The 22,655-nt window shown below is 52.6% G+C and carries 19 protein-coding genes; 7 read left to right on the top strand and 12 right to left on the bottom strand.

The genetic code is table 11. From position 1 onward, the window contains the following. Positions 1 to 4 precede the first annotated feature (4 nt). Both MKZ24_RS24810 and MKZ24_RS24805 read right to left on the bottom strand, forming a co-directional pair. Entirely contained in the window at positions 5 to 889 is an 885-nt protein-coding gene (locus tag MKZ24_RS24810; RefSeq protein WP_042242292.1) for a carbohydrate ABC transporter permease, read from the bottom strand. Positions 890 to 946: 57 nt separating this feature from the next. After that, the gene (locus tag MKZ24_RS24805) at positions 947 to 1,867 is read right to left on the bottom strand and encodes an ABC transporter permease (RefSeq protein ID WP_042235359.1); all 921 of its coding nucleotides are present in this window, start codon (positions 1,865 to 1,867) and stop codon (positions 947 to 949) included. A 148-nt stretch (positions 1,868 to 2,015) separates the two neighbouring features. On the opposite strand from MKZ24_RS24805, the gene MKZ24_RS24800 reads away from it, so the two are divergent. Continuing rightward, the gene (locus MKZ24_RS24800; protein ID WP_052416280.1) at positions 2,016 to 2,762 is read left to right on the top strand and encodes a glycoside hydrolase family 16 protein; all 747 of its coding nucleotides are present in this window, start codon (positions 2,016 to 2,018) and stop codon (positions 2,760 to 2,762) included. Between the two features lie 6 nt (positions 2,763 to 2,768). On the opposite strand, the gene MKZ24_RS24795 is transcribed toward MKZ24_RS24800, so the two are convergent. Then, on the bottom strand, positions 2,769 to 3,743 hold the full coding sequence (locus MKZ24_RS24795) for a phosphotransferase (RefSeq protein WP_042235361.1): 975 nt from the start codon (positions 3,741 to 3,743) through the stop codon (positions 2,769 to 2,771). Positions 3,744 to 4,344: 601 nt separating this feature from the next. After that, the gene (locus tag MKZ24_RS24790; RefSeq protein WP_340787762.1) at positions 4,345 to 7,458 is read right to left on the bottom strand and encodes a glycoside hydrolase family 2 TIM barrel-domain containing protein; all 3,114 of its coding nucleotides are present in this window, start codon (positions 7,456 to 7,458) and stop codon (positions 4,345 to 4,347) included. A gap of 197 nt (positions 7,459 to 7,655) precedes the next feature. On the opposite strand from MKZ24_RS24790, the gene MKZ24_RS24785 reads away from it, so the two are divergent. Continuing rightward, a complete protein-coding gene (locus MKZ24_RS24785) occupies positions 7,656 to 8,477 on the top strand; it encodes an AraC family transcriptional regulator (protein WP_042235364.1) in 822 nt (273 codons plus the stop codon). A 135-nt stretch (positions 8,478 to 8,612) separates the two neighbouring features. On the opposite strand, the gene MKZ24_RS24780 is transcribed toward MKZ24_RS24785, so the two are convergent. Beyond that, positions 8,613 to 10,070: an alpha-L-fucosidase gene (locus MKZ24_RS24780; protein ID WP_042235366.1), complete on the bottom strand. Its 1,458-nt coding sequence runs from the start codon at positions 10,068 to 10,070 to the stop codon at positions 8,613 to 8,615. Positions 10,071 to 10,194: 124 nt separating this feature from the next. Between MKZ24_RS24780 and MKZ24_RS24775 the strand changes: the two genes are divergently transcribed. The 3 genes from MKZ24_RS24775 (at position 10,195) to MKZ24_RS24765 (ending at position 12,538) form a co-directional block, all read left to right on the top strand. Then, entirely contained in the window at positions 10,195 to 11,031 is an 837-nt protein-coding gene (locus MKZ24_RS24775; protein WP_340787757.1) for an AraC family transcriptional regulator, read from the top strand. Next, positions 11,028 to 11,549 (top strand): GNAT family N-acetyltransferase, encoded by a 522-nt coding sequence (locus tag MKZ24_RS24770; protein WP_445323681.1) that lies wholly within the window; start codon positions 11,028 to 11,030, stop codon positions 11,547 to 11,549. Before MKZ24_RS24775 ends, MKZ24_RS24770 begins: the two co-directional genes overlap by 4 nt. An 83-nt stretch (positions 11,550 to 11,632) precedes the next feature. Continuing rightward, positions 11,633 to 12,538: a hypothetical protein gene (locus tag MKZ24_RS24765; RefSeq protein ID WP_042235371.1), complete on the top strand. Its 906-nt coding sequence runs from the start codon at positions 11,633 to 11,635 to the stop codon at positions 12,536 to 12,538. Positions 12,539 to 12,656: 118 nt separating this feature from the next. Here MKZ24_RS24765 and thiD read toward each other — a convergent pair whose 3' ends face one another. The 3 genes from thiD to MKZ24_RS24750 form a co-directional block, all read right to left on the bottom strand. Next, the gene (thiD, locus tag MKZ24_RS24760; protein ID WP_042235373.1) at positions 12,657 to 13,469 is read right to left on the bottom strand and encodes a bifunctional hydroxymethylpyrimidine kinase/phosphomethylpyrimidine kinase; all 813 of its coding nucleotides are present in this window, start codon (positions 13,467 to 13,469) and stop codon (positions 12,657 to 12,659) included. A 263-nt stretch (positions 13,470 to 13,732) separates the two neighbouring features. Next, positions 13,733 to 15,202 (bottom strand): DUF4850 domain-containing protein, encoded by a 1,470-nt coding sequence (locus MKZ24_RS24755; protein ID WP_340787752.1) that lies wholly within the window; start codon positions 15,200 to 15,202, stop codon positions 13,733 to 13,735. 33 nt (positions 15,203 to 15,235) lie between these two features. Continuing rightward, positions 15,236 to 15,631 carry an RNA polymerase sigma factor gene (locus tag MKZ24_RS24750; protein WP_052416285.1) on the bottom strand — a complete coding sequence of 132 codons (396 nt, stop codon included), beginning with the start codon at positions 15,629 to 15,631 and terminating at the stop codon, positions 15,236 to 15,238. Positions 15,632 to 15,813: 182 nt separating this feature from the next. Between MKZ24_RS24750 and MKZ24_RS24745 the strand changes: the two genes are divergently transcribed. Continuing rightward, entirely contained in the window at positions 15,814 to 16,935 is a 1,122-nt protein-coding gene (locus tag MKZ24_RS24745) for a glycosyltransferase family 2 protein (protein WP_340787749.1), read from the top strand. 103 nt (positions 16,936 to 17,038) lie between these two features. Here the strand turns inward: MKZ24_RS24745 and MKZ24_RS24740 are convergent, their stop codons facing one another. Continuing rightward, a complete protein-coding gene (locus MKZ24_RS24740; protein WP_340787747.1) occupies positions 17,039 to 18,385 on the bottom strand; it encodes a glycoside hydrolase family 30 protein in 1,347 nt (448 codons plus the stop codon). 137 nt (positions 18,386 to 18,522) lie between these two features. On the opposite strand from MKZ24_RS24740, the gene MKZ24_RS24735 reads away from it, so the two are divergent. Continuing rightward, positions 18,523 to 19,317 (top strand): AraC family transcriptional regulator, encoded by a 795-nt coding sequence (locus tag MKZ24_RS24735; protein WP_340787746.1) that lies wholly within the window; start codon positions 18,523 to 18,525, stop codon positions 19,315 to 19,317. 139 nt (positions 19,318 to 19,456) lie between these two features. Here MKZ24_RS24735 and MKZ24_RS24730 read toward each other — a convergent pair whose 3' ends face one another. The 3 genes from MKZ24_RS24730 to MKZ24_RS24720 form a co-directional block, all read right to left on the bottom strand. After that, positions 19,457 to 20,218 carry an SGNH/GDSL hydrolase family protein gene (locus MKZ24_RS24730; protein WP_042235383.1) on the bottom strand — a complete coding sequence of 254 codons (762 nt, stop codon included), beginning with the start codon at positions 20,216 to 20,218 and terminating at the stop codon, positions 19,457 to 19,459. Positions 20,219 to 20,418: 200 nt separating this feature from the next. Next, positions 20,419 to 21,522: a glycosyltransferase family 4 protein gene (locus MKZ24_RS24725; RefSeq protein WP_063840072.1), complete on the bottom strand. Its 1,104-nt coding sequence runs from the start codon at positions 21,520 to 21,522 to the stop codon at positions 20,419 to 20,421. 248 nt (positions 21,523 to 21,770) lie between these two features. Further along, positions 21,771 to 22,607: a sugar phosphate isomerase/epimerase family protein gene (locus MKZ24_RS24720; protein WP_042235385.1), complete on the bottom strand. Its 837-nt coding sequence runs from the start codon at positions 22,605 to 22,607 to the stop codon at positions 21,771 to 21,773. Positions 22,608 to 22,655 lie beyond the last annotated feature (48 nt).

Here is a 22,655-nt window from a genome sequence, read left to right as displayed (position 1 = left end):
ACGGCTAGCCTTTAATAGCACCTATCATTACACCTTTGACCAGATAGCGCTGGATGAAAGGGTAGAAGATGAGGATAGGCAGCGTAGCCACCATCATGGAGGCGAATTTGATCGAGTTGCCGGGAAGCCTTGCGCCGAATTGCGCCATCGCCTGCTGCTGCATGAAGGACATGGAATTCTCGGCAATGATTTTGTACAGCATGGTCTGCAGCGGCAGCAGCTCCTGGGAATGGATATAGATGACTCCCTGATAATAGTCGTTCCAGTGATAGACTGCAGAGAAGAGGGAGATGGTGGCAATGACAGCCATGCTGTTGGGCAGGACAATCCGGAACAGAACGCCATAATCCGAAGCCCCGTCCACCTTGGCAGACTCCTCCAGGCTGTCTGGAATGGTGCGGAAGAAGCTCATAAATATAACCATATTAAAAAAAGTATACATGGAAGGGATGATGAATACCCAGAAACTATCATACAGGCCCAGCTTCGTCATGAGAATAAAGGAGGGGATCAGCCCGCCTGAGAACAGCATCGTAATCAAAGAGATTTTGAGATACAGCTTGCGGCCCATCAGATTGGACTTGCTCATTCCGTAGGCTACGATAGCGGTGAACAGCACATGCACCACAGTCCCGATTACCGTACGCATAGTTGTGATGTAGAAGCCGTTCATCAGCGTTCTATCATTAAAGGCTACACTGTAGCTGGCCAGCGAGAGCTCTTTGGGAAACCAGTTGACGGTACCCAGCGAGGCCTGCGCCGGTGAATTCAGCGAGTTGACGAGTACAAACCACATCGGGTACAGCGTCAGAAAGCAGACCGCCAGCATCAGCAGGGTATTGCCGACCTCAAAAGCGCCAATCCGCCGGAATCTTCCGCGTCTTGCCATGAATCTGTTGTCTCCTTTCCAGGTGGAGTCGGCTTCGCCGCTCATCATTCGTTTCTTCTAAAAAATACTGTCGCCGGTCAGCTTCTTGGAGGTCTGATTGGCCAACAGCAGCAGCCCCAGCGCTACGATTGAGCGGGCAAACAGGACGGCGGTGGAGAAGGAGTGACGCCCGGAGACCAGCCCCATGTTGTAAATGTAGAGGTCGAGACTCTCCGCCATCTTCATATTCATGTTGTTCTTAAGCATGAAGATCTGCTCGAAATTACTGCCGAGGATCCCGCTGACCGCAAGGATGAACAGAATCGCGATCGTGGGGCGGATGCTCTGCACGGTAATATGCCACATCCGCTGCCAGCGGTTCGCGCCGTCCAGCTCGGCTGCTTCATACAGCCCCGGATCAATACCGGCTATGGCTGCTATGTAGATAATGGCGCTCCAGCCGGTTTCCTTGAGCGTATCGGTGAAAAAGGTAATCCACCAGAAGTACTTAGGGTCGCTGTTGAACAGGATTTCCCGGTCCTGGAACCCGATCGCCATCATCAGCTGGTTAATGACACCGCCCTCCCCCAGCCAGTTGAGTGCGATTCCGCCAAAGATCGTCCAGGCGATGAAATGGGGCAGGTACGAGATTGTCTGCACCGTGCGCTTAAACCGCAGACCCCGGATTTCATTAAGCAGCAGGGCGAATAGAATGGGGATTGGAAAACCAAGTACGAGCTTAATCGTACTCATCCCGAGGGTATTGCGGATCGAGCGCCAAAACCGGTCATCCGTCATAAAATCCTGAAAATGCTTCAGCCCGACAAATGGCGACTCCAGCATAGGCTTAGCAATGCTGAAGTCCATAAAGGCGATGATCAGCCAAAACATAGGGATATAACAAAAGATGAACATCCAGAGAATGCCCGGTATTACCATGCTTTGCAGCTGCCACTGTCTGACAAGCGCTTTCATTTGTTCCGTTCTGTATTGGAACATGTGCTGTGCCCCCTTCCTCTTTCATCGTATGAGAAAAGGGCAGAGGAAAAAAGGCCATGATTATTGACCCTATCCCAATTTTTTGGATTCCACCCACCGGGTCTGGAAATTAAGTATGCTGTGATTAACTGAAGGGAGTGTGCGAAGGATGAACAAGCTTGTATGGGAGCAGGATTTCGTAAGCGGAAATGCGGATTTGCAGAGCTGGAATATCCGCCTGGGCAATGACTTATTAGACAATGACGGGAAGCCGGTGTATCCGGGCTGGGGCAACGGGGAGCAGCAGTTTTATACGGGGAATCCGGGGAATCTGTCTATTGGAGAAGAAGGCCTGCAGCTGTGTGCGCGCCGCGAAACTGTGGAGCAGGATGGACGCAGCTTCGCGTATACCTCGGCTCGCCTGGATACACGGGACCAGTTCTCTTTCTGCTACGGCAGACTGGTCGTGCGGGCCAAGCTGCCGGTAGGGCAGGGAATATGGCCCGCCATCTGGCTGCTTCCGCAGGATCAGGCTTACGGGCCCTGGCCCGCCTCCGGGGAGATCGATATGCTGGAGGCGAAGGGACGCCTGCCCCGGCAGATTGCGGGAACGCTGCATTATGGACCGGATCTTGCGCAGAAAGTCGTCGAAGAGTTCACCTATGAGCTGGAGAACGGAACGATTAACGAGTTCCGGGAGTATGCGCTGGAATGGGAAGCCGGTTCCATGCGCTGGCTGGTCGACGGGCATTGCTTCGCGGAGCGGGGTCTGGAGCCGGGGGTGATGCCCTTTGATCAGCCTTTTTATCTGCTGCTTAATCTTGCCGTGGGCGGCTGGTATGACAATGTGGCGGTGGACGAAGCTGCGCTGCCGGCGGTGATGACGGTGTCAAGCATCCGGCTGTATCAGCATTGAGGCAGCTTAAATTCCGGTGAAAATATCCTCCAGGCGGTCCCAGTTGGCGGCGACCCAATTATTTTCGTGGCGGAACCGGATGAGCGGTGTGAATTCATCCTTTTGGGGAACCGCAATCCATTCGGCTTCCCTCCACCACGTTAATTTAATGGAACGGATCAATTTGTTAACGGGTAATGGGATATGCTCGCGGTAGCCGGTCACAAAGGCTTGGACCCGGTCCAGCCGGAGCTGGTTGCCTGACAAGGCGCAGGACAGGATGGGGCGTGATATATCGAACTCCGGGTACACGAAATGCAGTCTGTCGAAGTCAAGGATAGCGGCTACTTCATCGGCGCTGAACAGAATATTATCGACGAACAAATCCCAGTGCCCCCAGCCCCGTTCGCAGTCTGCAAAGATACCGGTGTCCATTCCATCAATAATTCTCCGCTGAATCTCAAGCGCTGCAACCGTTTCGCCATTATGAAGGGTGGTGGCCTGAAGGTATCTTTTGTCCCAGTGCTTCACCATAGCTTCCTGGGTCCGTATATTCCAGTGCAGGGGCAATGGAGTCAGGTCCGTGTTCAGCAGCTTATGCATCCGGCCGACTACGCTCCCCAGTGCATACATTTGGGGCTCACTTGCTGAGCCCGGCTCAATACTGCTTCCGTCACACAGGTTCATCAGCACATACCGTTCCTGCGAAGGCGTTCGTAAGACATATTTCCCCTGATGTGAAAATAACTTCGGAACCGGGATGCCCTGCAGCTGCAGCTGATCCTGATGAGTCAATGAAATTTCAAGTCCGTGGGTGAGGTGTTCCGGATAACGTATCTTGCTGTATTGCTTCACGAATAAACGTCCGTGATCACTTTCAAGCTTCCATTTCAGATTCAGGAAACCCTGATCAATCTGCGTAGCTTCAGTAACGTGCACCCCGAAAATCTCTGAAATGGAGTCTAAGATTTCATCCCGGATGGTTGCGGCTGTGTCGGACATATAATATCTCCTCACCTGGAAATATAAATGATGAATGTATTCAGGGTTAACACTAGTTTAATCTCTGTAATGCTCCTATATGACTTTATTTTCACCGGAGTGAGGGGATTATTCAAGATAAATATTTGCTGAGAAACCGAAGGGCGATGCAGCCATTTACTGCCCGGTTAGTTTAAGTTCATAGACCAGTGAATGCTGAATACAGGTGCTTGAATTTACACTGTAAACCTTAAATGATGTACGTATTGCAACTTGGTTTCGCAGAAACAAGGGTGTGGGGATAGATTGTTGTATGAAATACAAGAATTGTCCCTCCAAGCCGCTTGGAGAAGGGGAAATGTTGCATTATGGTCATGAATTGTTTGCACGCTAGTGTGCACTAGGAGAATGGGTTCTTAACCGTGCGGTGAGGTTGGCATGAGCAGGAAAAAAGCTGGTAATGAACAAGCGAAAAGAGGTGTCCCAAGCCGCAGTACCGGCTGCCGGGACACCTCTTTATTGAAAATATAACATGCTTCACACGATAACTTATCCTTCTATGTCTCGCTGAAACGGTACCGTCCATATAAAAGGACGGTACCGTTTCTACTTGGGAGGCAACTTACACGAGTGAAAGCGTGAAGCGGAACGAATACGGACGGTTAGCAGGCAGGGTGAACTGCTCATGGGTCGGTGCACCCCAGCTGTCGTCACCGCCGACACCCATCTGCTTATAGTTCACGCGCAGCACCGTTTTGTTGGATACAGGAAGCTTGTAGCCATGATCGCTGGCTTCAAGCTCAGCGGCACTCCAAGGAAGAGCGTTGATCTCAATTGGCAATGCACCTTCTACATGCAAGCCGTGTCCATCACTGCCTGCAGTGACAGAAGCATATCTTACATCCGTCTTGTTGCCGCATTCCTGCGGACGGAGATATGGTGTGTATTGCCCGCTGACAGTGCCGCTGTAACGTCCCAGCGGAGCTCCGGACTGCCGGTCCCAGTAGTTCTCATGCGGGCCGCGGCCGTACCAGGAGATAGTGTCTAGGCTGCTGTCCAGCTCGAAGGCCATGCCGAATTCCGGAATCTCCGGCAGCTTGCTGCTGCCCGGCTGAAGCTCCTGAACAATCTCTACCGAGCCGTCCGTGCGGATCTCGTATTGAACACGCAGCAAGGACTTCGGCTGGGTATCCAGCAGATACTCAGTGGTCACGAAACCGAGACTGCCCTCAACCCGGCAGCTGAACCGGGTGAGCTGACGGCTGTAAGAGACTTCCTTCCAGACTGCGCAGCGCTCGGGATGCTTGTTGCCGAGGTCATTGTCAGTTACCGCTCTCCAGAAGTTAGGTCTTGCCGGTGCAAGCAGATGCTCTTTGCCGGAAGACTGGTAAGAAACCAGGGCGCCGGTTGCCGTGTCGAACGATATTCCGAAGCTGCTGCCTGCAAAAGTCACCAGCCCGTCTTGCTCATTGACCTGCAGCGTGCTTCCTGGAGTAACAGGTGCGCTGGCCGGAAGGTATGGTATTAGAACGAACTGTTCCCAGGCGATTTCGTGGTCTGCACCTGCCCAGGCCGTTTCGGACTGCTGGACGAATGAGACTGTGAGTACTGCTTCTTTACCGGTTTCAAGCAGGTCCTGATCGTATGAAATAGCAATTTCAGCGGTTTCACCAGGTGCTGCGGACAGCGGCAGCAGTCCTTCCTGCGCGGTTTCTCCGTCCAGAGCAAGCTTCCATTGCAGCTGATAGTCTGCCAGATCCGTAAACAGGAAGTTATTGCGAACCTGTAGACGTCCGTTCGGCAGATCCAGTGCGGTGATGACAATGCTCTGATAGCATTTTTTGACCTCCAGCAGCTTGGGAGTAACCGTACGGTCAGCAAACAGCAGGCCGTTGCCGCTGAAGTTGCCGTCATGCGGATTTTCCCCGAAATCGCCGCCGTAGGCCAGATAGCTTGTGCCGTCAACGGTAGTCGTGCGGATGGCCTGATCCACCCAGTCCCAGATAAAAGCGCCCTGAATGATGTCATACTTGTCAAACAGCTCGGTGTAGAGATGCAGACCGCCGCAGGAGTTGCCCATGGCATGGCTGTATTCGCAGAGAATATATGGCTTCTTGGGATGGTTCAGCGCACATCTCTCGACATCATCCGGTTTGATGTACATGGTAGATTCGATATCACTTGCGGCTTCTGACGCTCTGTAATGGAAAATCCCTTCGTAATGCACCGGACGGGTCGGATCGGCTTCCCGCAGATAGTCATGCATCGCCAGGAAGTTATCGCCGCCGAAGGACTCGTTACCGAGCGACCAGATGATAACCGACGGATGATTCTTGTCTCTTTGCATCATGGAGTTACAGCGGTCAATGACATTGGCGCGCCATTCCGGCCGGCTGGCAGGGACATTGTGCTCATGCAGCTCCTGCTGCTCGTATTGCCAGGAGCCATGGGTCTCCAGATTCGTCTCGTCGATGACATAGAGCCCGTATTCGTCACACAGCTCATACCATACGGACTGATTCGGATAATGGGAAGTCCGCACAGCGTTGATATTATGCGATTTCATGAGCTTGATGTCGGTGATCATATCTTCTCTGGAGAGTGCACGGCCGGTGTCGCAGGAGAATTCATGACGGTTGGTACCCTTGAGCACAATCCGTTTGCCGTTGATCTTCATGAGACCCTCATGGATCTCGAAGGTACGGAAGCCTACTTTGCAGCTGACTGCTTCCAGCACTTGTCCCTGATCATCTGATACAGCAATAACCAGTGTGTACAGATAAGGCTTCTCGGCGCTCCACTTCTTCGGGTTCGTCACTGCTGCGGAGAGCTGTAGCTGCTGAATTCCATCCTGGCCGAAAGCGACAGAGGCGGAGACAGGTTCAGCCCATAAGGGCTGTTCTTTACCGTCATAGAGCTGCACCTGTACCGAATGGGACTCAATTACCTTGTCAAAATAATTCTCTATCGTCAGATTTACATTCAGCTGCGCATCGGTAAACTTCTCATCCAGATCGGTGCGGACGAAGAAATCAGCAACCCTTACAGTCGGTGCAGTATACAGATAAACATCGCGGAATATTCCGCTCAGCCGCCAGAAATCCTGATCCTCCAGCCAGCTGGCATCGCACCAGCGGTAGACTTCTACAGCCAGCTTGTTGACACCGGGTACCAGATAAGCAGTAATATCGAATTCGGATGGCGTGAAGGTATCCTCACAGTACCCTGCCAGCTCACCGTTCACCCAGACATAGAAAGCGGATTCCACCCCCTGGAAGCTGAGGTACACTGGCTGCCCATTCCAAGTCTCGGGTACGGTGAAGGTGCGGATATAAGAGCCCACCGGATTGTACACGGTCGGTGCAAAAGGCGGCTTCAGCTCAGGCTCCGATAACGCCCATGGATAACGGACATTGGTATATTGCGGGTAATCATATCCCTGGAACTGCCAGTGGGAGGGAACGGTAATATCCGCCCAGTCTCCGGAGTCATAACCGGCGGTATAGAAATCCTTAATCCGTGCTTCCGCAGTTTCGGCGAATGCGAATTTCCAGGTTCCGTTCAAGGATTGATAACGGGATGAGGCTTCTTTAGTTCCTTGCAGGGCTTCAGCCACTGCCGGGAAAGACATCATGGAGGCATGCGCGTCTATCCGGTTCAATTGAAATAGCTCAGGATTATTATTCCACTCCGGATATCCGTTTGCAGGCTGCTGGTATGAGAGCTTCTGGCGCAAGTTAACATCTCCTTATATTGTTATATTCATATTATAGAATGGAGAATGACTGGGGTATATATAATGATATTCATCGAATATAACAAAATATGAAACAAGAATAGACTGGAATTTGAAACTGCGTGCCGTTATGATGAGGAGGTGGAACAGGAATACCGGCGGTTAGAACCCGCTGGGCTTTTAAAGGGGGGACGCCTGTGAGAAGTACAATGATCTTTTGCGAAATGGAAGAAACGCTTCCGCTTCCGCTCTATGCTACGACCATCGGGTACTGGGAGCATCAGGAAGAGACGGAACGTCCGGCGGGGTTTCCGGATTACCAGCTGCACCAGGTGCTTGGAGGCAAGGGAGAGCTGCATATCCGGGATAAATCCTATATTGCCGGTCCCGGGGATATCTTCTTTCTCTATCCGGATGTTCCCCATTCGTATGCACCGCTGAGCCGGGAATGGGAGCTGGCCTGGATTTCCTTTAACGGGCGGGAAGCGGCCCAGATGCTGCTCTATGCCGGAATACGCGAGTCAGGAATGGGGAGCTTAAGAGCGGAGCCCATCCTGAAACCGCTGGAGGAGATGCTTACCCTTTCATACGGCAATGAGCTTCAGGATAATCTGGAACGTTCGAAGTTATTGTACTCGCTGCTTCTGGATCTGAAACGCAGCCTGCTCCCCGCCTCGAATGAGGATAATGAGCTGGAGCGGATGAAGCCGGTGCTGCAATATATAGAGCTCCACCTGCACCGTCCGCTGCTGCTGAAGGAGCTGGCCGAGGTGGCTGAAGTGTCGCCGCAGTATCTGTGCCGGCTGTTTCAGCGCACCGTCCGCGAGCGGCCGGTCGCCTACATTAACAAACAGCGGGTGAACCGGAGCAAGCAGCTTATGTTCAGCAGCAGAGGGCAGAGAGTCTATGAAATCGCCCAGCGGGCAGGGTTCGAGAATGTCAGCTACTTCTGTGCTGTGTTCAAACGGATTACCGGTATGCAGCCCGAAGAGTGGAGGCGCCTGCATGGTCTGGATTAGGGACCGCCTGACTACGGATTCGTATCCGTATCCGTATCACAGACTCTCCCTCAGCCGGGCGTACATCCAGTAGCCATGCACTTTCCTCAAAGCATCGACGATCCGCTTCCGTTTATGAAGAGTAGTAGGCCAAGATCAGGCAAGTTCAAGCTTGAACACAACCGGCAGGGCGCTGGCCACCGCTGTGGTGCGGATCGTTAATGCTTCTGCATCCCGCTCCCAGGCAGGCTGCTCATCGAAACCGAGCACGGACATCTTTTGGATAATACCTTCGAAATAGGGGGATTTCTCCCTGAGCGATGTAATGCGCACAACGCCATCCGCAGGGAACACCAGGACAGTTGCATACAGGCAGCTTCCCTTCACGGTGAAGCGGATGTCCTCAGGGGTGAACACCTTGGCGCTGCCGTCGGTGAACTGTCCCTCTTCAATGCGTGTCGGCCCTTCACCGAACGTGCGCCAGAAGGAGCTATCATAAATGGCCTCACCATTTGTACCCAGCCAGCCGCCGATAGCAGCCAGAATCGCTTTATCTTCATCGGCAAAGCTGCCGTCTGCCCGCGGACCCACATTCAGCAGAAGATTGCCGTTTTTACTGACGATATCCACCAGATCGCGGATGATTTCTCCGGCCGATTTGAAGTCATTATTCTCCGTATAGCACCAGGAGTTTCGTGCTGCTGCAGTATCCGTCTGCCAGAAGAATGGCTTCAGCTCAGCGAATTGCCCCCGCTCTACATCGGGAATAGCTGTGCCGAACATGAAGGCATCATGTTTATAATTAATGGCAGCCGTAGTTCCCCATTCTGCAGCTCTGTTATAATAATAGGCAGCGAATTTTTTCAGATATGGCTTGAATACAGCATTCTCAATCCACCAGTCGAAATAGAAGATCTTGGGCTGATACTGGTCGACCAGCTCGCAGCAGCGGATCAGCCAGTCCTCCAGATATTCTGCGGACGGGGGGGAGCCGTAGAGATCGTGATGATCGGGTTCCGGCATGGACGGCCAGTAGAAATCGCCGCGTTCCAGCGGCTCGTGGATATCGGAGTCGAACTCTTTGCCGTGGGACATGAAGAACCAATGCTCTGCGCGGTGGGAGGAGACGCCCAGCTCCAGATCCTGCTTCCCGAAGGCGGCCTTCAGCTCGCCGAGAATATCCCGCATGGGCCCCATCTCGTACGTGTTATAATGGGAGACAGCGCTTTTATACATCTGGAAGCCGTCATGATGCTCTGCAACGGGAATGACATACTTGGCGCCGGAGGCTTTGAATAAGGCAGCCCACTCGCCGGGGTTGAACTGCTGCGCCGTGAACAGGGGAATGAAATCCTTATAACCGAAATCCTTGTGGTTCCCGTAGACAGCCAGATGATGCTCATATTCCTTCGTACCTTGGATGTACATATTGCGCGAATACCACTCATTACTGAAGGCCGGAACAGAATACAGCCCCCAGTGAATGAAAATGCCGAATTTGGCCTGGCGGTACCACTGCGGCACCTCATACATCCTTAGTGAATCCCAATCATCCTTGTAGGGGCCGTTCTTAATGGTCTCGTCGATAAGGTGCAAATAATCTGTCATGCTCATAGTCAATCTCTCATCCTCCCGCGATTAATATAACGCCTTCATTGTACCCGGCCGCAGGGGGATTTAAGAATGTACGCGATTAACTTTCTGATGTACAAAATTAACCTTTAAGGCGGTCTGAACGATGGATCATCAAGCATTGCTTACCAGCTACTTATCCAATCTGAAGGTCGACCTGCTCATGGCGGACTATAACCAGTGCACCACACAGTGGAGGGATCTGGACTATACTCCGGACTACAGCAAGTTCTATTACATCTGCGGCGGTGAAGGTTGGCTGAAGATCGGGGATAAGGAATATTATCCGCAGCCGGGGGAGCTGATCCTGATGCCTGAGGGTGTGAAGCAATCCTACTCATGCATCAGCGAACGCCCTTTTCTCAAGTACTGGTGTCATTTCAGCGCCAAGGTCGGAGAGATCAACCTGTTCCGTATCCTGGAGATGAGCCATGTATGTATTCCGGAGAATCCTGCTGCTGTGGAGGCGGCGTTCAAAGGGGTTACAGGGAGTGCCCAATCGGACGCTGTGTACGCCCCGCTGCTGGCCAAGAGCAAGCTTCTGGAGCTGATCTCCTATTACATCATGAACCTCAGGCTGGATGAAATCTCTTATAAGAACCTGGGCTCCGCCCGGAAGCTGACAGCCGTTCTGGATTACATCGCTGCGAATATCGAACACAATATTACCATTCATGACCTAGCCGAAATTGCGCTTATGCACCCTAACTACTTCATACGCCTGTTCAAACAGCAGATTGGCGTCCCCCCCATCCAATACATCACCCGGCAAAAGATTGAAAAAGCCAAAGACCTCCTGGCAACCACCTCCGGTTCAGTCAGCGACATTGCCGACCAGCTCGGCTTCGGCGATTTGTTCTATTTCTCGAGGCAATTCAAGAAACATGCCGGGCTTGCGCCCACAGAATTCCGAAAACAGGAAACAGGAGGAGTTAAACTATGAGCAGCGAAGCATATAGCGGGTATCAGATCCGGTTAATGGATGAGCCGTCAGCCAGAGCGATTCTTAACTGGAAATACGAACCGCCGTATTCTCTGTACAATATGATGGATGATTCTGCTGAAACGGAGGATATCGAAGAGCTAATGGACGGATCCTACTTCAACGTACGTACTGCGGAGGGAGAACTGGCCGGATTCTTCTGTTACGGAAGGAATGCCCAGGTGGGAGGAGGGGTAGAGCTGGGATATTATCTGGATGGTGCAGCGCTTGATATCGGACTGGGATTAAGGCCGGACCTGACCGGCGCTGGAAAAGGGCTTGCTTTTCTGCAGGCGGGTATGAAGTTTGCACAGCGGACCTATGACGCGAAGCGGTTCCGGTTGTCGGTTGCGGCCTTTAATCTCCGGGCTATTGCCGTGTATAAGAAGGCGGGTTTCCTGCCCGGGCAACGCTTCATCAACCGGTATGGAGACAACGAAACGGAGTTCCTGCTGATGGAGACGGCGGGCCTGTTCTGACCATCAATAGCCAGAGTGGAGAATACAGGGCGAAGTCTGTTAAAATAGAATTATGCATCATACATATCAAAGGAGAACTGAATGTGAACGATAACTTGAAGCAAGCGTACATGCGGCTAGGATTAACTGAAACCGTAACCAGAGAAGAATTGAACAAACGGTTCGATTTGCTCCTGAAGCGCAGACGGACCCTTACTACGGATGAAGAAATAGCAGACTATGAAGCGGATTTCCAGGCGTACAAGCTTATTCTGGATACTTGGGACGAGCAGGAGATTCAGGAAGCTGAAGACCAGCGGCTCGCCAAATACGGGCGGTTCTCCGGGACTGCAAGCCAATGGGAACGCTTTATGCGGCTCTACAAAACGCATGTTATCCTATCCATCGTCGCAGTGCTTGTGTTGATTTTTGGCGGGAAGGCACTGTACGATAACTATCAGCATAAACAGTATCTTGCTTCGCTGCCGCCGGTGGATGCGACCATTATGTTCGTGGGTAATTTCGGGGCCAAGGACAGCAGCGGGGATACAGCGGCATTGGAGCAAGCGGTCATTGACGCTTATCCGCAGTGGAAGCGGGTAGAGGCGACCATTGTGTATCTGCCCAAGACCGGGGAAGGCGCTGATACGCTGGATATGAACCATATGCAGAAAGCTGTGGTCGAGCTGGCGGCCAACCGGCCGGATATCGTCATTATGGATGATGCAACCATCGAGTGGATCGGCGGACAGGCTGGATTCCAGAATCTCGAACCCATTACGGCAGACGGCAAGCTGGCTGCTGACGATACACGTATGAGATGGGGAACGAATGAAGATACCGGCAAGCGCGAGCTGTATGGTGTGGATATTATGGACTCTCCGTTCATCTCTGCACTGCCCATTGACTATAATGTGAAATCGATCATTATCGGTGTGCTTGGCGAAGACAATAAGGATAAGACGATTGAGTTTGTGAAGCATATTGCGGAGGAACAAGCTACGAAGTAAGCAGGGTGCAAGATCAGCATCTCTGAAAATAACAAAAAACCTCTCTTCGAAGGGTTGTTCACACCCATTTCCGAAGAGAGGTTTTTTGCTGCGCCGTTATCCGGCAGACTGGCTGTTCCTAGTTCTCCAGACGGTATCCGCCGTGGAACACAGGGCCGACATACTGGTTGAAGGCATAACCGTTGCGGATCGCTGCGGACACGAAGTCCTTCGCTTTCACCACGGCTTCCTTCACCGACAAACCGTTAGCCAGGCCGCCGGTAATAGCAGCGGCGAAGGTGCAGCCGGCTCCGTGATTGTGGGCTGGTTCGATCTTGGCCGTCTCCAGCACCAGATATTCGCTGCCGTCGAAGAAGATATCGATCGCCATGTCGCCGCCCAGTGCCTTGCCGCCTTTGACGACAACATTCTTGGTGCCGAGCTGATGGATCAGGCGGGCCGCTTCTTTCATCTCTTCAAGAGTAGTCAGTTTCCCCATTCCGGAGAGGACACCGGCTTCGAACAGGTTCGGTGTCGCTACAGTAGCCAGAGGCAGCAGCAGTTCGCGGATCGCATTGGCGCTCTCCGGATTCAGCACCTCATCTTCGCCTTTGCAGACCATCACCGGGTCAATAACTACATTGGTCTGCAGATTGTTCTTGATCGCCTGCTCGGCAACCTGCACAATCTCAACACTGCCTAGCATACCGGTCTTCATGGCATCTACGGGACCGCCGGCGAAGATGGTTTTGAGCTGCTCGGCGACGATTGCGGCATCGATCGGATATACATTATGATGCCAGCCCCGGTCGGGGTCCATGGTAACGATTGTAGTCAGTGCGCTGAAGCCATAGGTGCCGTATTCCTCAAAGGTTTTGAGGTCAGCCTGAATGCCTGCGCCTCCGCTGGAGTCACTGCCGGCAATGGTTAAGGTTTTGATGATTTTTGACAAAGGTAACGTCCCCTTTTTGTATATGGATGGTATGGAGCCTGGTTTAGGTGCAACTTTTTAACTCTACGACATTATAACAAAAAACACTCTGGCTGTCCGCATGACAGTGCTATTTTCAAAGATAAGAATTGAGGATAACCTAGGTGTGCAGCCGGGATAAGTGGTGCGGGAGCACAGGCTGGCAATAGGTTGGCAGTATAGTGAAGCGGACTGAGAGGACCTTATTTCCCGCAATAATCACATTTTGAGACTGAAGCGGATTCTCAGTCCGTTTCAGAGGCGGAGCCGCCTTCGAGGCTGTGCAGCGCCAGCTTGATGGTCTTGTCATAAACGTAGGGCTCAGCACTGTCCCCGCCCATCCAGTACACCACAAGGAATTTCCCTTCCCTGAAGACATGAGGGTATATCCGCATTCCTCCGTCGTTTGTCGTACGGTTAATCTCCAGCTTCAACGCAGCCAGACCTTCGGCACATTCCTGGCTGTCAGCGTAGGTATAGACGGACAACCGGTCCGGCCGGGCCGGTGTATCGGTCTTATCAATCAGCAGCTCTTCAGGCCAGACACCGGCCAGCTGCTTGTTGAACATGAGCTCAGTGGTATCCGGGACGAGGCTGAGCTGCATGCCCCGCTGTTCCAGAGCCAGGTAGAGAGACTGAGTAGTATATTCTGCACTGCCTGCGGCAGATTCCGGATTCTGCGCTGCAGGAAGGAGGAGCGGACCATGATGGGCTGCGAAAAATCCCTGGATGCTGTCAATCACATCCTGCCCGTCAAAGGCTGAAGAGGTGGTTATCTCAAGCTTGCGGAACAGATATCCCCATTCGCCTTCATCGTAGTAGGCCGTTCCGGCTGTTTCATACCCGCTGGCTTCCGCAGGCAGAGAATACCGCACAGTGCGTGCATCGGCTCCTCCGGTTCCCGCCATATACTGTTCGGTGAACGCAGGAGGAATAATGGTCAATCCGTATTCATCCGCCCATTCTGCCTTGCCGGGGAAATAGGTCCCGATGCTGCCGACTGCACAGCCCTGACAGCCCCAGGCATTATCGGAATATTGCAATGTTTGCCCCGGATTATCCGGGTCCTCAAAAGTCGCCCCTAAGGAGCCGTTGGCTCCAGTAATAGCCGAAGCTTTCCAGCCGGCAGGGGCCAGCAGGATATAAGCACTGCCGGTATCGCCCTGGAAGACGAGGGCCGCCTGCAGCTTATCTTCCATGCCGGCCGGCAGCGGGAAGGTCATCTTGGGCAACGGGGGCGGAGTGACATGTGCAGGACTGTTTCCGTCGTCCAGAACGGGAACGGAAAGGACGGCAGCCAGCGGGATCGATACTTCAGCACTTTTGTCTTCAACAGAAGGGAAAGGGACTTCAGCATTATAAATGCTGCGGATGCCGACGGCATAATCATTGCTTGGAACGCTTTGGTTATTGCTGGTGGGGGCGGGGGAGAAATCCGCAGCTCCGGTTTCCAGAGGCTGGGGAGCTTCCGATACCAGGGGAGTTAGACGTCCAGCAAGCTTGCCGGGTTCCAGGCCGCTGTAACCGAACCATAGCAGCATGGCCATGACCGGCAGCAGTACCGCTGCGTAAGCAAGAACCTTATAGCGCTTGGGCTTGGGCTGATACCCTCCCAGACGCTGCTCTACCTTCTTCTGCATTTGCGGAGTGAAATTCATGCCCTCAAAAGGCTTCTCCTTCAACTGTTGTTCCCATTCCTCCGGTAATTTGCTCATGAATTGTTCAGCTCCTTTTCCTTTTCCCAATATTCATTGGCTTGCTGCCTTGCGCGGCAGCTGCAGAACTACCTTCCACACCTCACTGCTTAAGGATTGCTGCAAAAAGGTCTCTTCAGCGGAGGGGCTTGAGCCGGGTCTGCCAGCGTGATCTTGTAAGGTTACCCGCCGGATGAAGCTGCAGCTGCGGTAGGACAGCCAGCGGTTGCGGGTAATCTGAAGCAGCCAGGTTCTGACGGAAGCTTCGCCACGAAAAGTACCCCTGTATTTATAAGCCCGGATGAAGGTCTCCTGGGAGATATCATCAGCAGCACTTCTGCAGCGGGCCAGGTAGTAGGCATAGTTCCATACATCCTCGCCATAGTCTTCCATAAGTGTCTTTAACGCGGCGGCGTTCATAGTATTGGAATCCTTCGTTGCACCGTACATACGGTCCCTCCCTTTTCTCTCTACTGTATTGACCTCTGTATCCTCCGGAAAGTTTCTTTTGTCCTGAATAAAATTATATAGCGGTGATTGTGGCACTAAGTGCAGCAGATTGGCTAGGAACGGGAGTTCCAATTGGAGGGGGCTGCATATTTATATAGGAGGATACCAATTAGGAGGCTGCCATGATAGAAATTAGCTTATGCATGATTGTCCGCAATGAAGAGAAGAGCCTGCCCCGCTGCCTTACTTCTGCTCGCGCGATTGCGGATGAGATCATCATTGTGGATACAGGCTCGGCGGACAGAACGAAGGAGATTGCGGAAACCTTCGGAGCGGTGATATATGATTTTACCTGGATCGAAGATTTCTCTGCTGCCCGCAATTTCGCCTTCAGCAAGGCGACCAAGGAATACATCTTCTGGCTGGATGCAGATGACTATCTGATGGAAAGTGATCAAGTGCTGTTCAGAGAGCTGAAGCAGTCGCTCCCGGAGAATGTGGACAGTGTGAACATGCAGTATAATCTCGCTTTTGACGCGGAGGGGAAGGTGGTCACGTCCTTGCGGCGCAACCGGCTGGTCCGCCGGTCCTGCGGGTTCAAATGGATCGGCCCGGTGCATGAATACCTGGAGGTATACGGCCCTTCTTACAGCAGTGATGTCTGCATTACCCATGAGAAAGACAAAGAGTACACGGACCGAAACTTGCGGATCTACCGCAAGCGGGTGGCTGAGGGGGAAGTCTTCTCTCCGCGGGATCAATATTATTATGCCAATGAGCTGCGCGATCATGGAATCCACGGGGAAGCCTGCCAATATTACGAGTTGTTCCTGAACGGCGGTCAAGGCTGGGTTGAAGATAACATTCAGGCCTGCCTGTGGCTTGCCGAATGCCGGGAGCGGCTGGGTGACAAGGAAGCGGCGTTCACTGCGATCACCCGGACGCTGCAGTACGATTCCCCGCGTGCCGAGTTCTGCTGCCGGCTCGGTGCCTGGCATGTGGAGAAAGGCCAGCTTCATCCGGCGATCTACTGGTATGAGCTTGCTGTTATGCTGCCCCCGCAGACAGCTTCACTGGGTGTGAAGAATGAGGCCTTCGCCACCTGGATTCCGAATCTGCAGCTCGCGCTCTGTTATGACCGGCTGGGCCAGCATGAACGGGCTAATCATTTCAATGAGACGGCCCTGCTGCAGCTTCCCAGCCATCCCAGTATGCTGTATAACCGGACCTACTTTCAGAAGCTCCTGGGTGATAAGTATGTTTCGCTGCAGCCGCAGGAGACCGCCGGGGAGAAGAAGAAATAGCAGGGTTGCGTAACAGCGGTACCGAAGCGGCGGATAAATGCAGACCGGCCATATGAATAAAGGCGCTCCTCAAGCCGTAGCTTGGGAGCGCCTTTGTGTGTTTTTATTGGAACAGCAGGGTTTGAATCGCATGGGCCGGAATTGAACCCTCCGCCAGCTGATCCCGGAAGTGCAGGGTGTATGGAAGCCTGCTGTCCGTGCGGTTGAGCACGACCACGGCATAGGTGCCGTCTGTATTACGGAACGCCGTAGTTTCGAATTTGTCAGTATATCTGGAGCTGCCCACACGGACGGCCCCCGGACGGATATACTTGCTGAAATGCCCGATGTAATAGAACGAGCTCTCATAGATTACTTCATCCTTCAGGGTGTCACCGATAATCGGCGCATCGCAGAAGTTACCCACATGGTTCGGGCCGCCCTGCTCATCAAGAACGATATTCCAGTCCGTCCAGCTGGACATCCAGTTGTTCAGGTTGCCGATAATATCATGGCCGTAACGTTCGCCGGTGTTCCAGGAACCGAGGTGAACGCCACCTTCCTGACAGCCTTCGCTGAAGAACAGCTTTTTGTCAGGGAAACGCTCATGTACAGCGCTCAAGGCTTCGAAATGATCACCGGAGTACCAGTGGAAGCAGATGCCCCAGATATACTTTGCTGCCTCCTGATCATTGAAAGTGGTCTTCGCCCGGTCATAGACCCGTTCCTTATTATGATCCCAGATCATGATTTTGACATGGCTGAGGCCGGCTGCTTCCAGGGCAGGACCGAGATAATCGCGTACGAAATCCTTCTCTTCTTCAGCGGTATAAATGCAGGAATCCCAGATCTGCTTGGCTTTGGCTTCATTCTGCACACTGACCGCCCAGATATCGATGCCGGCTTCAGCGTAAGCCTGAATGTATTTCACGAACAGATTAGCCCAGGCTTCCCGGTATTCCGGCTTCAGCTTGCCGCCGTTATTCATCTCGCCGTTCGTCTTCATGAAGGCCGGAGGGCTCCATGGGGAGGAGAACAGCCGGAAGCTCCCGCCCACAGCATCAGCCGCGCGTTTGATTAACGGAAGGATCGACTCCTGATCTCTGGAGATATTGAAAGTAGCCAGCTCCGGGTCAACGCCATCTACATAAGCATAGTTGCCCGTTGAGAAGTCACAGCTCTGGATATGTGATCTGCACAGGGTGTAGCCGATTCCGTGCTCCGGATGGAAGTAGGCATCGATGATTTCCTGCTGCTTCTCCGGACTAAGCTTGGCTAGCGTGACTGCGGAGGCTTCCGTCAGCGCACCGCCGAAGCCTTCGATTTCCTGATATTCCAAATCCTCATAAATATTAATTAACTCCATTTCCTTCTCTTCGGAATCGGGCCGGAAGGACAGAGGCTGTAATTCTTTTAACCGGTCACCGGTTTCTTTGGCTGTCTGGATCACGCGGATTGTAGTGCTGCTCATAGGACTTATGTTACCTCCTGAAATTTTGTAGGAATAGTCTAATTATAGAAGGTATTCCGCTGCACATTGAAGAAACAATATGGTTAAGAACCTCAACGATCTGGTCATGAGGTAAGAGTACGGAAGGGTGATCAAGGATGGGTACAACCTGTGTAGACATTCATCTCAGCTCATTTTCCCGGCATATCCAGCCGTTCTGGCATTTGTTCCGGGAAGGGCTGGATACCTATATCATCAGGCTCCAGGCAGAAGGGGAATGTGAAGCGCTGATTGACGGGGAGATGGTCACGGTGATGCCGGGTGATCTGCTGCTGTTCCGTCCCGGCGAGCTCTACGATCTGCGGATTGGCGAGAAAGAAAGTCCGCTGGGCTTCAGCGCAGACTACTATGTCATGTGTACAGGTGAATGGGTGGATGAGTGGTGGAACAAGCAGGTGAGGGCTAAGAAGTCCAGGATTGCCGAAGACAGCAAGCTGCATAGCATCTGGCAGCAATTAATTCTGGAAAAGCGGCGGATCGACGGAGGCAGCCCGGAAATTCTTGAGGCGCTGTTTAAGGCCCTGTGCCTGCTGCTGGACCGGGCTATCGCCGAAGCGCCGGCCTCATCCTCCTCTTCACTCCTGCAGGGACTGAAGATCAAGAATTATGTGGAAGAGCATGCGACATCCTCCATCCGGCTGGAGGATGTGGCCCGCCATGCGGGAATCAGCGTCACCCGGGCGGTTCATCTGTTCAAGGAACAATTCGGGTATTCGGTGATGCAATATGCGGTGCAGGTCCGTCTGGCGATGGCGCTGCGGCTGATGGACAACAGCAACTATACACTGGAGCGTATTGCTGAGGAGACCGGCTTCGGCAGCTATACCTACTTCCACCGGGTATTCCGGGAGCGGTACGGCGTTGCACCGGGAGTGTACCGGAAGCGTTCATAGCCTGTGAAGATGAAAAGGGGGTGTCCCAATCCGCCATTACGTGGCTATGGCGGACTGGGACACCCCTATGTATGGAGCCCGCAGGGGCTGCCCTGAAATTTCAGTTGTTTGCTTAACCTATATTCCGCTTGTCCGGTAATCAGTGTCCCGGTAACGCCGAATTGTCCAGCAGAAGATGGGGTTCGCTTGTACGGATGAAATCCATGACTTTGTCATAGATAATCCGGTGGCCCTCCCGGTTAGGGTGAATCCCGTCCCGGCAGATAAACTTGGTGTAATCCGGTTGCTGCAGGAATGCGCCCCGGACATCAATGATCTTGGTCTTGGTGCTCTCGGCGACCTTGATAATTGCGGAGTTGTACCGCTCCTGCCACCAGTAAATCTTGGTGACGCTGCCGAGGAATTTCAGAATGTTCAGCTCGGTGTCCGGATTATTGCCGCTGACCCATTTGAAATAGTAGTCCGCATTCAGCGGGGGCAGACTCATCAGAATCGGCGTAATCCCCTGATTCTTCAGGTAATCAATCATATCCAGCAGCATCCGCTCGAACGCCGGAAAATCAGTTTTGGGATTATGCTCTGCTTCGGGATTGCTTGCAATTTCTTCCCAGTGATAGTCGCAGTCATTGCCTCCGTATTCAATCAGTACCACATCCGGCTTGTCTTTCAGCACATCGCGTTTCAGATTGCCGAAGCCCTTCATCAGCGTATTGCCGAATCTGGCGGTATTACGCATAGCTCCCTTAAGCTTGCCCTGCAGCAGGGACACGTAGTTATCCTCCAGAATGACATACTTGCTTCTTGCTTCATCATAGACAACACCCTTGGAGATCGAATCTCCGCTGACCATGTATTTAAACTCAAGCCCCGTGGCTTCCTTCTGCTCTTCGTACGAATTCATTGTCCCACCTCCGATAACCCTAGTGTATATAGCTTTAGTGTAAACCATACATAGAGCAGTGACTATGCATATATGTCATGGTTTCATGCGGGGCGATCCCGATATGACAAGCTGCAAGCCGAAGTGGTCCGACTCTGAATACTCGAAGTTGGACCTGGAGCTTCCTTGAATCTTGTTCCGGAAGAACATTTATTGACCGCTTAATTCCTGCGCATTCTGAAGCCGCCGAGTCTTTGCAGGAGAGCTGATCTGGGCGGAGTGTTTACTGAATTTCCAGTCAGGAAGCCAAGCGTGGTCTGCTCCATGATCCTGACACTGTTCTCCCAGGTCCAGGCCCGGGAATCGGCTTCCCCCTTGGAGGCAAGGCGGACGCGGAGAGCCGGGTCCTGAATCAGCCGGACGACATCCTCGGCAATCCGGTTCTCGTACCGGTAGGACAGCAGGCAGTTCTCTTCGTGGCGGGCATATTCCAGATTCCCTCCCGAGTATACGGACACAAGCGCAGCACCACAGCGCATGGCCTCCAGTCCCGGCAAAGATCCGGTGTCGAATATACTGGAGCTGACAAAAATATCAGCCCCGTTATAGTGATAGCAGAGTTCGTCGTCATTCAGGGGAGTGAAAAAGCGGTATTTGCCGCTGGCCTTCATTTTTTGCAGCGAATCCGAACTGTAGAACTCATCCGGAGGACTGATGAAATTGATATTTACCTCCGGGACATTATGCTTCACGATATCTAGCTGCTTCACCAGAAAATCCTGTTCACGGTGCCAGGAGAAGCCGTTCTCCACTTTGCGCAGGATAGCGGTAATGTTCAGCGGCTCCTGAAGGCTGTGGCGGATATGCATATTGCTAAAAGTGGAACTGATTCCTACAGGCACAATGCTTCCGCTAATTCCGTGACCAAGCTCAATTAATTCCTGCTGCCACTGGGACAGAACAATCAGCTTATCGGTGGTATGATAGGAAGGAAAGGATACCTCATTCCGCGGCAGAAACAGCGGTTCGTAACACAGAGAGAGGCGGATATGGATGCCCTTGCCATTCTGGCTTGCAGCCTGTGATACCGAAACCGTTGTATAAAAATTCGAAACGATGATATCGCTGGCCGGGAAATCGGATTCACGGAGCAGCGTATAATCGGTAATCAGCAGAGTGGAATGGACCTCATAAGAAACATCGCCTCCAAGCGGCATGAGGATCACCACCTGATGCCCTCTGGCAGTAAGACCATCCGTGAGCTCCACGAGCATGCGTTGTGCCCCGCCATGGCATAAGGTAAGAATGGGGAAAGTGAATCTCATGTATGATCCCTTCCTTTCTGGCTTAAGAATCGCTTGCAAACATGCGATATGTATACTATTTTATTCATTGAATGGCCAAAAGTACCGGTTATACGGTGTTTTTGCAGCAATTGGGGGTTTGGGAGGAGCTGATCAGGAATGGAGGGCTACAGCTGAAGTATTCATAAAATACTGGCCGGTACAGCAGAGGAATCACCCCTGACATACCGGCCGGGTTGTAGCGCATCTCCTGAACTGGCAGCTTATGATTAGAGGCGCCGATTGCGCAGCAGGGTAACAGTGTCCCTGATATCCATGACTGTTACTTCTTCCAGCGAAACGTCGATCATCGGTTTGTGTGACTCCAGCTTGTTCAGGAACTCTGTGGTGTGGAACAGCCCTTGCCCTGAAGCGCCATGGCGTATCCGGGTTCCGTCCTTATAGAGATCCTTGAGATGGGCCAGAATGATCCGGTCGCCGAACAGGCTGAATGCACTGTCTACGATCTCATCCTGCAGATGAACCTCTTCGCCAATCAGGTTGCAAGGGTCCAGTACCACACCGATGGAGCTGGAAGGAACCTCGTCGAGGATACGGCGCATTTTGGCCGGAGAGGACAGCGTATGGGTGCAGACTCCTTCAAGTGCCAGGAACACCCCCCATTTCTCCGCTTCCTCAGCAAGCTCCTCGACCGTTGCCTTGAGGGTATCCCAGCCGATTTCTTCATACCGGTAAGGATCGGATTCCTGAAAGGTCGTCAATAAGCCGGTCTCGGTAGCGACCATAGGTGCACCGAACTGGCGGGCATAGCGCAAATGTTCCTTGAAACGGTCAATTTCTGCCCGCCGGATGGCAGGATCGGGATGAATGGGGTTGATATAGCAGCCAAGTACGCCAATGCGGATGCCGGCTTTGTCGAACTGCTCACCGATATAGGAGGCCAGGCCGGGGCTGAGCTTGCCGGGAGACAGATCGATATCCTGAATGGCTTTGGCCAGGGCGAGCTGTACGAAGTCAATATTGTAAGTCTGCAGCGTAGCGGTCAATTCTCTAAGCGGCAGGCAGCCCGCTGTATGTGCCAAGGTTCCGTAACGAATAAATAACATCTCCTTTGGAATTCTATGGATTTATATTTATAATATTAAATGCGCTTA

This window comes from Paenibacillus sp. FSL R7-0297 (assembly GCF_038009025.1).
Classification (GTDB): domain Bacteria; phylum Bacillota; class Bacilli; order Paenibacillales; family Paenibacillaceae; genus Paenibacillus_AQ.
This window is presented reverse-complemented; position numbering and strand designations above follow the sequence as displayed.